Source organism: Candidatus Babeliales bacterium (assembly GCA_035455925.1).
GTDB lineage: Bacteria > Babelota > Babeliae > Babelales > Vermiphilaceae > SOIL31.
Genome location: DATIEE010000010.1, coordinates 1 through 13,879, shown reverse-complemented (window position 1 = coordinate 13,879; position 13,879 = coordinate 1). Strand labels below are relative to the sequence as shown.

Genomic DNA, 13,879 nt, shown 5'->3' with positions numbered 1-13,879 from the left:
GATATATTTGCTCCATAGGTAATTAACATATTTACTATGTTTATATCATTTGTAGCAGCAATTATAAGAGGAGTATCTCCGTATTTGTTTTTGAGAGTAATATTTGCTCCTTTTTTAAGTAATAATTGTACTAAGTCTATGTTCTTTCCATTACAAACACTATACAGAAGAGTATTGCCGTCACAATCACAATGATTAATATTAATTTTTAATGTATTAAAAATTAATTCTATTGTTGATATATCAAGTCCCTTGTTACATGCATTTTGAAAGGCTTTACTATTACATCTTTCAGTATAAATATTTTCATCTATTTTTAGCTTTGAATGATGCAATAGCAAAAGTATGATATCCTCGCTTCCAGAAAGAATAGCTTTATGTAAAGGAGTATATCCATTTTTATCTTGTATATTAATATTAGTTTTAGAATTACTTAATAGAATTTGTAAAACTCCTGTATTTCCTTTTAGAACAGCCATATGCAAAGGAGTGTCTCCATCATTATCTTGTATATTGGGATCAGTTCTTTTATCATTTATTATAATTTGTACCATTTCAATATTGTCTTCTTGAACAGCCCGATGCAAAGAAGTATTTCCATACTTATCTCGTATATTTGAATTAGTTTTAGCATTACTTAATAGAATTTTTACTATATCAATTCGATTTAGATCCATATCCAGATGTAAAGGAGTATCTCCATATTTATCTTGTATATTAGGATCAGTTTTTTTATCATTTACTAGTATTTTTACCATTTCAATCTTGCCTCCTCGAACAGCTCGATGCAAAGGAGTATATCCATCTCTATCTCGTATATTTGGATCAGTTCTTTTATCATTTATTATAATTTGTACCATTTCAATCTTGCCTCCTCGAACAGCTAGATGCAAAGGAGTATTTCCATAGTTATCTTGTATATTTTGATCAGTTCTTTTATCGTTTATTAGAATTTGTACCATTTCAATATTGCCTCTTTGAACAGCAAGATACAAAGGAGTAGCTTCATAGTAATCTTGTATATTTGGATTAGTTCTTTTATCGTTTATTAGAATTTGTACCATTTTAATATTGCCTCCTTGAACAGCAAGATGCAAAGGAGTAGCTTCATAGTGATCTTGTATATTTGGATCTGCAGAATAAAATAATTTATACCATAAGTAACTAATTATATAATTTTTATTATACACGAACAAGCTAGTGATGGTGATTAATGCAGTAAGAGGAATAATAGTTTTTATAATAAACGATTTTTCGAAGGTATTTATATAAAAATTTGTGAAAAGTAATAAAGCTAAACAAAAGGAAATTTTTTTGTACTGCATAAATATTATAGATAAAATATACCATAATTTGTTGTTAATAATTGGTGGAAAAATAATTATACCATTTTACCCTAATTATTAACAACTGATTTGGCATGTAGATAAAAAAACAAAAGTTTATTTACTACATAATAGGCAGTGCTTTGTATGGATTGTGGTATCCTTTTTGTTGGCATATGTCATTGAGTAAATTATCTCTAAATTGTTCTTTTTCTATTTTTTGCATCGAATAACTATAAAAATTAAGATTAGAATTAATGCGTAAAGCTATTTCTCTATCAATAGTCAGTGCTTTATAATAGCCCATGATTATTTTAATGACATCATAATCATCTACAGTTCTACGTAATAATGAATATACAATTGCATCAGAACAATAAGGAGTATGGTCTAAAAAAATGTGATATATTCTTTCTTTATGCGTAATATCTTTATTAATAGAATGTTTTAGTACATAATTATAGAGACTTTCAGCCACATCTACAGGCCTAAGTTTATTAGTATTTCTTGTATTGATCTCAGCGCCATTTCCGATGCACCAACTAATAAAATCATTAACCTTATTATATGTACTTTTATCATTATTAGTGATTGTAGATATTTGATGTAATTCATTATTAAGAAAAGCAGCTCTTTTATTGTGATCATTCTCTTTGTGATTGAGTTTATTTATGTCTTGAATAATCTTATGGGAATAAGCAATATATAATATTGTTTCTTTATTGTTATTTATGTCTAATATATTTGCTCCACCTAAAAGTAATGCATTAACTATATCTATAGCTTTCTGCGCAGCAAGCATAATAGGAGTATCTCCATTCCTATTTTGTATATTGGGATCAGTTCTGGAATTACTTAACAGTATTTTTACAATTTTTCTATTGTTTCTATCTATAGCTTTATGCAAAGGAGCATTTCTATCCTTATCTTGTATATTTGGATCAGTTCTGGAATTACTTAACAGCATTTTTACAATTTTTCTATTGTTTCTATCTATAGCTATATGCAAAGGAGTATTTCCATACTCATCTTGTATATTGGGATCAGTTCTAGAATCATCTAAAAGTATTTTTACAATTTCAATCTTTTTTTTATATATAGCTATATGCAAAGGAGTATTTCCACCATTATCTTGTATATTGGAATCAGCTCTTTTATCATTAATTATACTTTGTACAATTGTAATATTTTCTTTATCCATATCTAAACGAGTATAATATCCATAGTTATCTTTTATATTGGGATCAGTTCTAGGATCATCTAACAGGATTTTTACCATTACAATAAAGTTTAATATAACAGCGCAATGCAAAGGAGTATCTCCAAATTCATTTTGTATATTGGGATTAGCAGAATAAAACAATTTATACCATATGTAATGGATTAGATAATTTTCATTGTACACCAATAAGCCGCTGAGTGTTGCCATTGCAACAAGAGGAATTATAGTTTTTACGACAAACGATCTTTCATAAGTACCTATGAAAAAATTGGTAAAAAATAATAATACTAAACAAAAGGAAATTTTTTTGTACTGCATAGATTTTAATATTACAGAAAGTTTTTGTTCAAAGAAATAAAAAACAACGATAGAAGCACAGTATTATTTATAATTGTTCAAGAATGGTTCGTTCGCTAAAATAATGCTTTGCTCTACCAACAATTTGATATTCATCTGGTCCTTTACCAAGAAGAGCGATAATTGATCCATTATCAGATGCATGATAAGCAAGTTCAATAGCTTTTTTACGATCAGGTTCTTGTACGATTTTATGACGCAATATCTCTGGAATACCACTCGTAATATTATCAGTAATAACAGCTACATCTTCTAATCGTGGGTTATCTGACGTTATTACAACAATATCGGCAATGTGTGCTGCAATATATCCCATCATTGGTCGTTTTGATATATCTCTGCCACCACCAGCGCCAAAAACTACAATTAAGTGTGATGTTAAAGCACGCAATGTTGACAATACCACACGAAATGATTCCGGGTTATGAGCATAATCAATAAAACATCGAGCTCCATTTGGCAAAACATGTTCTTGGAGCCGTCCCGGAACACCATTAAATATACATAATGCATCTTGAATAGTAGTTGCGCGTATATTTAATGCTAAAGCCATGCTAATTGAAGCTAATACATTGTATGCGTTATAAGCACCAAATAATGCTGAACAAACAAAATCATTATTCTTATTATAATGGTCAATAGTTAATTCAATGGTAGAAATTGGATCTACCACAAACGAACCCTTATATCCTCTGATAGTGTCGGAAAAACCATATGCCAATGCTGAGCAATATTGATTAAGTAATCTCTTACCATGCTCATCGTCTCCATTAATAAATAACGGTGCGGTAGGTTGGGTCATAGTAAAAATAATTTTTTTTGCAGCAAAATAATCTTCAAGTGTTGAATAAAATTCTAAATGTTCATGAGAAAAATTGGTAAAAATAATACCACAAAAAGAAATACCATTAACTCTATGCAAGGTAAGTGCCTGAGCAGCAACTTCCATCACTACATATTCAACGTTATTTTCACCACACAATTTCAAAAATTGTTGCAAATAATCTGGTTGAGGTGTAGTTAATGATGAAGGAAAATTATATCCACAAATACGATTTTGAACAGAACTAATAAGTGCTGTTTTATAACCAGCTTCGTGGAGAATATGCTCCAATAAAAATGATGTAGTCGTTTTCCCTTTAGTGCCAGTAATACCAATTATCTTCAAATTTTGCGCAGGAAAACCAGCTTTTTTCGCACTCAGTTCAGCTAATGATTTACGCGTATCAAGAACACGTACAATGGTAACATTCTGTGTAGCAATATAAGCGCACATAGCATCATCTAAAAAAGTAGTATGGTGCACGACAATTGTACGTGCACCCTTTTCAATAGCCTTTTTTATATAAGTAACACCATCTTCGGTATAACCTTCAATTGCAACAAAACACGATCCTTCTCCAACAAAATCAGTATGACATGTCACGGGAAATATCGATGGCATAACAATTGGTATATATATAGACATTTGCCTATACTCTATACGTACGCAATTGATCAATTACTTGTGTTCTTATTTTTGGTAATAACATTAATAAGCCATATAAGTTAATAAAAAGCATAATAGCAATGACAATATCAGTTAAATCCCATACTACGTCTACTGCAGCTAACGATCCACCAAATGCACAAAGACTATATACTATCGTAAATAAATTATCAAAACGATTATTAGTCACATATAGCCATGCAGATCGGACAACGTATGCATAAGAAACCATTACACCAAATCCAAAACTAATAGCAAGGAAACTAACAATCCAGCCACCATACGCACCAAAAACTGTATCAAATGCTGCAATAGTTAATGCGGTACTATTTAGACCACTATTCCATACGCCAGAAGCAACAATACATACAGCGACAATAAAACCAATACACGTACTAATAAAAGTACTTACCATGCCCATAAAACCATTTTGCGCTGCATTATCATTACCAGTGGAACCAAACAAAATAGCTGCCGAACCAAGCCCTGATTCAGTACAAAAAACTGAACGTGCCATACCCATAACAATCATCTGTTGAAGAGAAAAACCAACTGCGCCACCTGCAACGGCATTAAATCCAAGTCCACTTGTTACAATTAAATAAAGCGCAGATAATAATGATTTATAATGAAATAATAAAACCGATATAGAAGAGAGCATGAAAACTATCACTTTAATGGGTACAATACTAACAGAAATTTTTACAATACGCTGAGCACCCCCAAAAAGAATGTAAAGAACGAATCCTAAAAGAGCAAGTCCTGTATATAATGGTGCAACTCCCCATGTAGATGACAGGCTGACTGCAATTGAATTTGCTTGAGCAATATTACCACCAATCAATCCATAAAATACACATGAAAAAGCATAAATAAAAGGAAGATATTTTCCACCCGGAACTGCTTTTAAATAGAGCATAGGTCCGCCAAGAACAGTTTTTTCTGTCGATTTTGATGCATAAAGCGTACTTAAATAAACTTCAGCAAAACGCACTGCCATCAAAATAAAACCAAAAATTACAAACCATAATGCCGCACCGGGACCACCTGCATAAATTGCAGTAGCGACACCAGCAATAATTCCATTTCCCAAATTTGAATTAATGGTACTAATAAATGCATGAAACGGAGATACATTGCTTTCCTGCTGAACTCCGGTATCTGAAGGCGCTACCGTAGACTTTAAGGCTGTCCATAAATATCTAAATTGAATACCACGTAGCGCAACGGTATAAATAATGCTGATAATAATAACATATATCAGTAATGGCCAACCATTAACCATACTACTCAGTGTTTTTATAAATTCTGGTAAAGATATTTTAGAAATACCTACTAAGCTTCCAGCTTGTGGAGTAACTTCTATCAATGAATTGTAATCTGTAAGACCCATACATACCTCTCTATCAATAAACAATTAATTTTACAATAATATCAGATTAAGTATACTCATATTTTAATACTTTGATAAGGCCTAAAAAATATGAAAATCCTTGCTCTCGATATTGGCGATCGTTGGACTGGCATTGCTATTTCTGATCCACTTGGTATTCTACCACGTCCGTATGACACAATAAAAACAACCGATATATACACATACTTAGAAAAAGTTATTAAAAAAGAGAATGTTTCAATAATTGTTGTTGGACTTCCTACAACATTACGCGGCACTGAAAGTGATCAAACAAAAAAAATTATTGCTATGACAGAAGAATTGCGCATTTATTTTCCACATATTGAATGGAAGATGTGGGATGAGAGATTAACGAGCAAGCAAGCTGCTGGAATAAAATCGATAAAGACTAAAGATGATAAGCTTCGATCTCATGCTATAGCAGCTGCGATATTTCTTAGCACCTATCTTGAATATAAACGTTTTCATGAAAACTTATCTTCTGAATCATCCTAGTTATACGTAGGTAAAAAAATCACCTCTTTATTGACAATAAGGAGATTTATGCTTTAACTTGACAATAAAAAAAGGAAAACAACTTGAAGCACATCAGCACTATCGTTATTACCATTGTACTGTAGTGATAGGCTTATAGCTAAAAGGGGTAGTCATATGAAATGTCAAAAATGTGATGGTTTATTGGTTCTACAAACATTTTTTGATAATCCTCTTAATTTTGAGGGGTGGAAATGTTTAAATTGTGGTAAAATAGTATTAAAAAAAGAAAAGCCTATTGAGTATGACTCATTTAGTCTTTTTTATCAGCAACAAAAATATAAAAATCGTAACTGAGATAGTATGCATTCATACATAGCAATTCAAAACACCTATGATATTTTCGAAATGGCGCTTTTCATTAATAACCAACGCGTTGATTATGCATATGAAGACAAGCGCCACACGAGTAAATTATTTATCCCACTTCTTGATCAATTATTAGTCAGAAATTCAATACATATTTCTAATCTCTCTTTTTGTGCAGTAAATTGCGGTCCTGGTCCTTTTTCTACCTTACGATCAATAATTGCTTCGGTTAATGGATTACATGCAGCTACAAATATACCACTCATGAGCATTGATGGTCTTGAGGCATTATTTTTGGAATCTTATGATAAAAATTATAGCAATACCATCATTTTATTAAACGCATTTAATAATGAAGTATATTATCTTATTGCGCATCAAGATAAAATTATTGCAAAAGGATACAAACCAATTACTACCTTTCTTGTTGATATTAAACAACGACTATCTAATCAACCAATTAATTTTATCGGCAATGGCGTAACTCTGCATTATAATCTTATTACAAATGAACTCGGCGATAACGCCATTATTCAAGAAAATAGCCCACAATTTTGCTCGCTTGAAATTATTGGCAGATTAGGATTAGATATGTTTATGCATAATAAAAAAACTACTGACTATCTTATGCCATTACATTTAAAAAAACATGCTGTGGAATTATAATAAGTATTAATTTTATTCACTGGTAAAAAGAAATTGTTATGATAGGTGAAATAATTAAATTGTTATAATACGATATACAATAGTTAAATTTATCTTTTTCAGAGCGCTATCAGACCTAAAATTTTTATTTCTAAAAAGTCAACAGAACCTAATCATTAATTTAGCCATTTTGACAAATCTTCTTTTTAAAAGTAAAATTGTCCAAATTTATACTAGAAAAAAACAATAATCCTACTTGTTTCAATATTAAAGTGGCAAGATATAAATCATATTAATGAAATTTTTGAATAATATAAAATTACCAAATTACACTAAAATTCCAGTAAAAATCAAAGAAGCATATAAGGGGCTTAATGAAAAATAAATTACATAATATACTAGCTTATTTATGCATAGCTCTATCTTCTACTGCCGCCTATGGCAAAAGAGATAGCTTATCACCTTACAAACATTTTTTTGATTTTTCTGGTTATATAAACTACAAAGCTTTTTATGATACACGACAAGTGCAAGGAGAATCTGATGATCAAACATTATTCTATCCTAAAGCAAAAATATGCAGCCCAACTGGTGATATCAATGCAAAAGGACAAGGACAGATGCTTCCTATTGAAACACGTATGCGTGTTACTATGCATGGACCAAATATACATCATAACACTCGGGAGAAAGGGATTATTGAGGTAGAATTTAGAGGTAACACTAATGGAAATAATTCAGTAAATCTTGTTAATATGCGCCATGCATATGGACAGCTTGACTGGAATAAATCAACATTTATCTTTGGTCAAACATGGCACCCGCTCAATGTTATTGAACTTATTCCAAACACTGTTTCCTTTAACTCTGGTCGCCCATTTGCAGTTTACACACGTTCACCAATGGTAAATTATACCTATCATGCACCATCTCTTGATATTATAGTCGCTGCAACATCACAAGTTGATTTTGATAGCGATGGACCTTTAGGACTTAGCGCGCAGTACATGCGGGATGCTGTTATACCTAATTTACATTTTCAATTAAAAGGGTTTTACCAAGAGCATATTACTACCGGAATAGGAATAGACTATCAACGTATTACACCACGCCTTGTCTCTAATACAGGATACAAAGTTAAAGAAAATTTAAGTAGCTTAAGCGGCATTTACTATCTAAAATTACAATGGCCTAAAATCGATATTCGCAATACACTCATGTTTGGCGGCAATGTCTCAAACTACGGCTTAATTGGGGGTTACGCTGTTGAAAAAAGATCAATTAACCCCATAACACAATCTCAAAAGTATACAACAACACGCACACTCTCTGGATGGTCTGATTGGACAATAATACCTACAGATTTTTTTGAAACAGGATGGTTTATTGGTGCAGAAAAAAATTATGGTTCACGTAAACAAATAGAACATGATATTATTGGCCCTGATGGCATTGTTAAAGATCGTAGAATATTTGGACTTGGTAATGATATTGATACAGTAATTAGATTTTCACCACGAATGCGCTTTAATATCAAACAGATAACGTTTGCATTAGAAATTGAATATACACGTGCCGCATTTGGTGATACGCGAATTACACCCGATGGACTTAATGATTATGGGCGTGCAATCAATCCTATTCCCGTTGCAAATACGCAAGTCTTATTTTCGACATTTTTATTTTTTTGATCAATACACAATTAACTTTTGGAATATTTATTAGAATATTTATATGCAAGTTCGGGGCCTAAATTCTGTGTAAGATTTATCGGATAGGCAAAACTATCCTTATCATTAGCAGGAGTAAGTGTGATTGTACCATCATCATATCGCTTCAAAATATATTTTCTTGTTTCTGCAGTATCGTCCTTAAGTTCATTGTGCGTAGGTAATTTTTTCATAGCAACTAAAGGCAAATTATAGATCATAATAAATAATATCGCATATATTTTTTTCATAAAAATTCTTATTCCTGGTAATAAGTTAATAATTTTAAACTTCTAATAATGATAATTTTGTTTTAAACAACTATCATGTTTTTTGTATGTTTGCGCCATAATAACCTCTCATTCTGATGATTTTTTTCTCTTATTATACCCTAATTTTTTTTCAAATCTTATATGTTTAGTTTTTTTTGGATTTATTATATAATAAAAACCGGAATTTTTTATTTTGCTTAATAATTAGAAATTTATTATTTTACCACAACACACTTCTTCACTTACTGATAATTTCTGGTACATTATATAATAGAACTTTAAAATATATGCCATTTTTACATAAGGGTTTATCATGAATGATAAGCACTCGCATCAGCATAGCCATAGTCATGATCATGATATAGAACATACCATTATTGACGAAATGATTTGTCATTTACCATATGCAATTTATTCTGTTGCATTCAGCTTAATTATATTAAGCGTATATTCAGTTTTTTCTATGGCCCTTGATCCTATTCTAGTAAAAAAAGGTAGCAAAGCTTTATTTCATAGCTTTCATTTTATGCATATTGTTTTTGCTGCAACAGGAACAGTTATAACATTCTGTCGATTTTCCAAAAACTATTTACGAGCTTTGATCGTCGGCATTGTCTCTCCAACATTTTTTTGTATTTTATCTGATGCTATTTTACCGTATATTGGTGGTACGCTCCTTGGTGTACAAATGCATTTTCATGCATGTTTCTTAACCGAACCGCAGCGCGTTATTCCTTTTTTAATCGTTGGAATTATTAATGGTTTTGTTATGAGTTCTCATCATAAAAGCAAACAAGGCGGTTACTCTTTAAGTTCTCATGCCACGCATATATTCATTAGCTCTCTAGCTTCAACATTTTATTTAATATCGCATGGCTTTACAACATGGTATGCCTCTATAGGCAATGTTTTTGTTCTTTTAATTGTTGCCGTTGTTGTCCCGTGCACATTAGCAGATGTAGTTGTTCCAATGACAATGGCGCGATTAGGTGTTAAATCAAAATCATGTTCTGGTTAACGGTAGATAATTATTAAGCTTAAAGAGGAGCATTAATGAGGAATATTCGTTTTGACACCATCACAAAACGCTATAACGATGATCTTGTAATAAATAAACTTTCATTGAATATTCCTGGAGGTACTTTCTTCGCACTTCTTGGCCCAAGCGGAAGTGGAAAAACAACTCTATTACGTCTTATCGCTGGCCTGGAAGAACCTGACAGTGGATCAATTTTTTTGGGTGATCAAAATATTACTCATATGCCTATCTACAAACGTCGTGTTAATACAGTATTTCAAAATTATGCATTATTTCCCCATATGGATGTTTTTGACAATGTTGCGTATGGTTTATCTATGAAAAATATACCTACAGACATTATTACAGAAAAAGTTATCAAAATATTAACAACAGTTCATCTGGATAAACATATTTATAAATCTATACATACCCTTTCTGGTGGGCAAAAACAACGCGTTGCATTAGCAAGAGCAATAATCAATGAACCTGATGTATTATTATTAGATGAACCATTGGCAGCATTAGATTTAAAATTGCGCGAAAAGATGTTGATAGAACTTATCGATCTACAATCAACGCTTAAGACAACATTTGTGTATGTTACTCATGATCAATTTGAAGCATTAACGGTTGCTGATCATATGGCAATTATGAATCATGAAGGAGAAATTGAACAAGTAGGAACTCCTAAAAATATTTATGAATTCCCTTCTAGTACTTTTGTAGCAGCATTTGTAGGAATAACTAATTTATTACAAGGCATATTACATATTATCGGTGAACAATATCATATTGAATTTGCTAATCTGGGCATGTTTGAAGTTGTTGCTGCAGAGGAGAAAAAAGAATGGATACGACATGGTAATACTATTTTTATGAGCTTGCGACCTGAAAAAATTGAAATTAGTAAAACATGTATGGTTGGTTTCTCTAATTTTTTAACAGGCATTGTGCAATCAATCGTCTACCATGGGCGCTCGACTCAATATAATGTGCGATTAAAAAACAATGAAATAGTACAAGTATTTGAGCAAAATGAAGAACACTTTCCACAAGAAATTATTGACTATGATGATTCCGTATTTTTATATTGGCAAAAAGAAAATGTGGTATTACTTGAAAAATGAAAATTAAAAAAAATATTAAAAACTTTTTTGCTGAATATGCATCTTTTATATTTTCTGTTCCCGCAATTTTGTGGCAAGTATTATTTTTATATGCTCCATTTTTACTTGTCCTCTACACAAGCTTTAAAAGTGACGATAGCAACATTAGTATAACATTGAGCAATTATATCACTATGTTAAGCAGTCCTTATTTTTATATAATTGCACGATCAATTTTTATTGCTACAGGTGTTACTTTTTTATGTCTTTTGTGTGGATATCCGGTTGCATATTTTTTAGCTATTACTGTACATAGACGTTGGAAAAATTATTTATTATTTTTATTAACATTACCATTTTGGACTAATTTTTTAATTCAAATTTATTCATGGATATTTATTCTTGATTATAATGGATTGATTAACATGTTATTATTAAAAACTGGTTTAATTCAAAACCCATTACCTATGATTAATAATATAGGGGCAATTTTTTTTGTTATGCTGTATTATTATCTCCCTTTTATGATTATGCCTCTGTATAGTATTTTAGAAAAGATTCAACAAGATGTTCTTGAAGCATCAATGGATTTAGGTGCAACGCATTGGCAAACTTTTAAATATATTACTATCCCTCTTTCAATGTCTGGAATTAAAACAGGAATTTTTTTAGTATTTGTCCCTTCATTTGGCGAATTTGTTATACCTTCAATTGTGGGTGGTGCTCATCATATGTTTGTCGGATCATTAGTCTCTCACTATTTTTTGGTGGTACAAGACAAACAACTCGGGTCAGCTTTTACTATAGTAAGTGGATTGGTATTAATAATATGCATTTTGTTTTTACATTGGTTATGTTCATTTCCTTTCCGTAAAATAGTACGTAAAAGGATAGTGAAATGAGAAATTTCAACTCATATATACTACCAACTATTGTTATATTTTTTTATTTTTTTTTATATATTCCCATCTTTATTTTGATATTATTTTCTTTTAACGATAATCCATTTACCTGTACTTGGACATCATTTACATGGCAGTGGTATTATGACCTTTTTGCATCTGTCGAAATATGGCATGCTTTAAGAAATTCGCTTATTATTGCTGTAGCATCAGTTGCATTAAGCTTAATGATCGGTATAAATTTTATTTTTTTTGGAACTCATCAGTTTGTACAACGCACATTATTTCTATTCTATGGTAGTTTAGCAATGCCTGAAATAGTATTAGCTGTAGGATTACTTTCTTTTTTTTCTTTCTTTTCTATACCTCTTGGCACAACAACATTAATTGTTGGCCATACCTTACTTGGTCTTGGGTACGTGGTGCCTATTTTACAAGGTCGATTTGTCGAATTAGACAAAGGTTTAATGGAAGCATCATATGACCTTGGCGCAACACAAAGACAAACATTTTTTTATGTTGTAATGCCTCTGTTAATGCCGGCATTGATTACAGCAGGTCTTTTAGTTTTCATTATTTCTTTAGATGATTTTATAATTTCATTTTTTTGCTCGGGAGCGTCAGTGCAAACATTACCTTTATATATTTTTGCTGTAATTCGTACTGGTGCTTCGCCAATGATAAATGCATTATCAACAGTTATGCTTGTGTTTAGTAGTTGCCTTGTGCTTCTTTTTTCTTTTTTACATGTTAAAAAAACAAGGATGCCAAAATGAAGCATAAACAACCAACTAACATATGGATTGTGTGTGGTATAGTAATTATTTGGACTATCATAATTATATCATCACTTTTTATCGGTCAGGTGTCTACAATATATAATCACGATACTCATATTAATGTTCTTGTATGGGGCCAAGTTCTTGATAAAGAATTTTTATCAGACTTTGAGCGAGAAACCGGTATACAAGTAAATATGAGTTATTTTGAAAACAATGAAGAATTACTTGCCAAATTACATGGACCTGGAGAACATGATTATGATTTAGTTATGCCATCTGATTGGGCAGCTGAATTATTAATTCAGGATGGTTTAATTAAAAAACTGGATCGGAGCAAAATAAATGTATGGAAGACTATTTACCCCGCATTATTGCATCATTATTTTGATATAAATAATAACTACACAATTCCGTTTTACTGGTCATTATTTGGCATTGGAATAAATAAAAAATATTGGCATGAAAAAATGCCCGATCCAACATGGGGTTTAGTTTTTAATGAACAAATTATGCCAGAACGCATTGGTATGGTTGAAGACCCTCGCGCCCTTATACTTATTGCTGCTTCATATCTTTTTGGACATATTGAACAATTGGATACATCAAAAATTAACCAAATAAAACAATTATTGATCAAGCAAAAACCATATGTTGAGATATATACAGATTCACGCGTAGAATATATTTTGGCATCAGGAGTTGTTCCTATAGTTGTTGGTTTACTCGGTGATTTATTAAAAGTGATGCGACGCTTTGATACTATTAATTTTATTCTTCCTAAAGAAGGAGGTT

14 protein-coding genes are annotated in these 13,879 nt (G+C 31.3%); 9 read left to right on the top strand and 5 right to left on the bottom strand.

Annotation, left to right across the window (positions count from 1 at the left end):
- The 4 genes from VLB80_01995 to VLB80_01980 all read right to left on the bottom strand — a co-directional run.
- Nucleotides 1–1,190: ankyrin repeat domain-containing protein (locus tag VLB80_01995; GenBank protein ID HSC24968.1), on the bottom strand; the 1,190-nt coding region annotated here is incomplete at its 3' end.
- A 259-nt stretch (nt 1,191–1,449) separates the two neighbouring features.
- Nucleotides 1,450–2,688 carry an ankyrin repeat domain-containing protein gene (locus tag VLB80_01990; protein HSC24967.1) on the bottom strand — a complete coding sequence of 413 codons (1,239 nt, stop codon included), beginning with the start codon at nt 2,686–2,688 and terminating at the stop codon, nt 1,450–1,452.
- Nucleotides 2,689–2,932: 244 nt separating this feature from the next.
- Nucleotides 2,933–4,372 (bottom strand): UDP-N-acetylmuramoyl-L-alanyl-D-glutamate--2,6-diaminopimelate ligase, encoded by a 1,440-nt coding sequence (locus VLB80_01985; GenBank protein HSC24966.1) that lies wholly within the window; start codon nt 4,370–4,372, stop codon nt 2,933–2,935.
- A 4-nt stretch (nt 4,373–4,376) separates the two neighbouring features.
- Nucleotides 4,377–5,786, bottom strand: a complete 1,410-nt coding sequence (locus tag VLB80_01980; protein HSC24965.1) for an amino acid carrier protein — start codon at nt 5,784–5,786, stop codon at nt 4,377–4,379.
- 90 nt (nt 5,787–5,876) lie between these two features.
- Here VLB80_01980 and ruvX point away from each other — a divergent pair, with 90 nt between their 5' ends.
- The 4 genes from ruvX to VLB80_01960 all read left to right on the top strand — a co-directional run bounded on the left by ruvX (nt 5,877) and on the right by VLB80_01960 (nt 8,986).
- Nucleotides 5,877–6,302 (top strand): Holliday junction resolvase RuvX, encoded by a 426-nt coding sequence (gene ruvX, locus VLB80_01975; GenBank protein HSC24964.1) that lies wholly within the window; start codon nt 5,877–5,879, stop codon nt 6,300–6,302.
- A gap of 156 nt (nt 6,303–6,458) precedes the next feature.
- Entirely contained in the window at nt 6,459–6,638 is a 180-nt protein-coding gene (locus tag VLB80_01970; GenBank protein HSC24963.1) for a hypothetical protein, read from the top strand.
- 6 nt (nt 6,639–6,644) lie between these two features.
- Nucleotides 6,645–7,316, top strand: coding sequence for a tRNA (adenosine(37)-N6)-threonylcarbamoyltransferase complex dimerization subunit type 1 TsaB (gene tsaB / locus VLB80_01965; GenBank protein HSC24962.1), 672 nt, complete (start codon nt 6,645–6,647; stop codon nt 7,314–7,316).
- Nucleotides 7,317–7,669: 353 nt separating this feature from the next.
- Nucleotides 7,670–8,986 carry a hypothetical protein gene (locus tag VLB80_01960; protein ID HSC24961.1) on the top strand — a complete coding sequence of 439 codons (1,317 nt, stop codon included), beginning with the start codon at nt 7,670–7,672 and terminating at the stop codon, nt 8,984–8,986.
- An 11-nt stretch (nt 8,987–8,997) separates the two neighbouring features.
- Here VLB80_01960 and VLB80_01955 read toward each other — a convergent pair whose 3' ends face one another.
- Entirely contained in the window at nt 8,998–9,255 is a 258-nt protein-coding gene (locus VLB80_01955; protein ID HSC24960.1) for a hypothetical protein, read from the bottom strand.
- 334 nt (nt 9,256–9,589) lie between these two features.
- On the opposite strand from VLB80_01955, the gene VLB80_01950 reads away from it, so the two are divergent.
- The 5 genes from VLB80_01950 to VLB80_01930 form a co-directional block, all read left to right on the top strand.
- A complete protein-coding gene (locus tag VLB80_01950; protein ID HSC24959.1) occupies nt 9,590–10,294 on the top strand; it encodes a hypothetical protein in 705 nt (234 codons plus the stop codon).
- Nucleotides 10,295–10,329: 35 nt separating this feature from the next.
- A complete protein-coding gene (locus VLB80_01945; GenBank protein HSC24958.1) occupies nt 10,330–11,424 on the top strand; it encodes an ABC transporter ATP-binding protein in 1,095 nt (364 codons plus the stop codon).
- Entirely contained in the window at nt 11,421–12,305 is an 885-nt protein-coding gene (locus tag VLB80_01940; protein HSC24957.1) for an ABC transporter permease, read from the top strand. The genes VLB80_01945 and VLB80_01940 overlap by 4 nt, the downstream gene beginning before the upstream one ends.
- A complete protein-coding gene (locus VLB80_01935) occupies nt 12,302–13,081 on the top strand; it encodes an ABC transporter permease (GenBank protein ID HSC24956.1) in 780 nt (259 codons plus the stop codon). The genes VLB80_01940 and VLB80_01935 overlap by 4 nt, the downstream gene beginning before the upstream one ends.
- A partial coding sequence (locus tag VLB80_01930) for an extracellular solute-binding protein (GenBank protein HSC24955.1) occupies nt 13,078–13,879 on the top strand: 802 nt, incomplete at its 3' end. The genes VLB80_01935 and VLB80_01930, both read left to right, overlap by 4 nt.

Excerpts from the sequence above, each read along its gene's own strand:
- VLB80_01985 (HSC24966.1), bottom strand. The coding sequence starts at position 4,372 with ATGTCTATATATATACCAATTGTTATGCCATCGATATTTCCCGTGACA.
- VLB80_01980 (HSC24965.1), bottom strand. The coding sequence starts at position 5,786 with ATGGGTCTTACAGATTACAATTCATTGATAGAAGTTACTCCACAAGCT.
- ruvX (HSC24964.1), top strand. The coding sequence starts at position 5,877 with ATGAAAATCCTTGCTCTCGATATTGGCGATCGTTGGACTGGCATTGCT.
- VLB80_01970 (HSC24963.1), top strand. The coding sequence starts at position 6,459 with ATGAAATGTCAAAAATGTGATGGTTTATTGGTTCTACAAACATTTTTT.
- tsaB (HSC24962.1), top strand. The coding sequence starts at position 6,645 with ATGCATTCATACATAGCAATTCAAAACACCTATGATATTTTCGAAATG.
- VLB80_01960 (HSC24961.1), top strand. The coding sequence starts at position 7,670 with ATGAAAAATAAATTACATAATATACTAGCTTATTTATGCATAGCTCTA.
- VLB80_01955 (HSC24960.1), bottom strand. The coding sequence starts at position 9,255 with ATGAAAAAAATATATGCGATATTATTTATTATGATCTATAATTTGCCT.
- VLB80_01950 (HSC24959.1), top strand. The coding sequence starts at position 9,590 with ATGAATGATAAGCACTCGCATCAGCATAGCCATAGTCATGATCATGAT.
- VLB80_01945 (HSC24958.1), top strand. The coding sequence starts at position 10,330 with ATGAGGAATATTCGTTTTGACACCATCACAAAACGCTATAACGATGAT.
- VLB80_01940 (HSC24957.1), top strand. The coding sequence starts at position 11,421 with ATGAAAATTAAAAAAAATATTAAAAACTTTTTTGCTGAATATGCATCT.
- VLB80_01935 (HSC24956.1), top strand. The coding sequence starts at position 12,302 with ATGAGAAATTTCAACTCATATATACTACCAACTATTGTTATATTTTTT.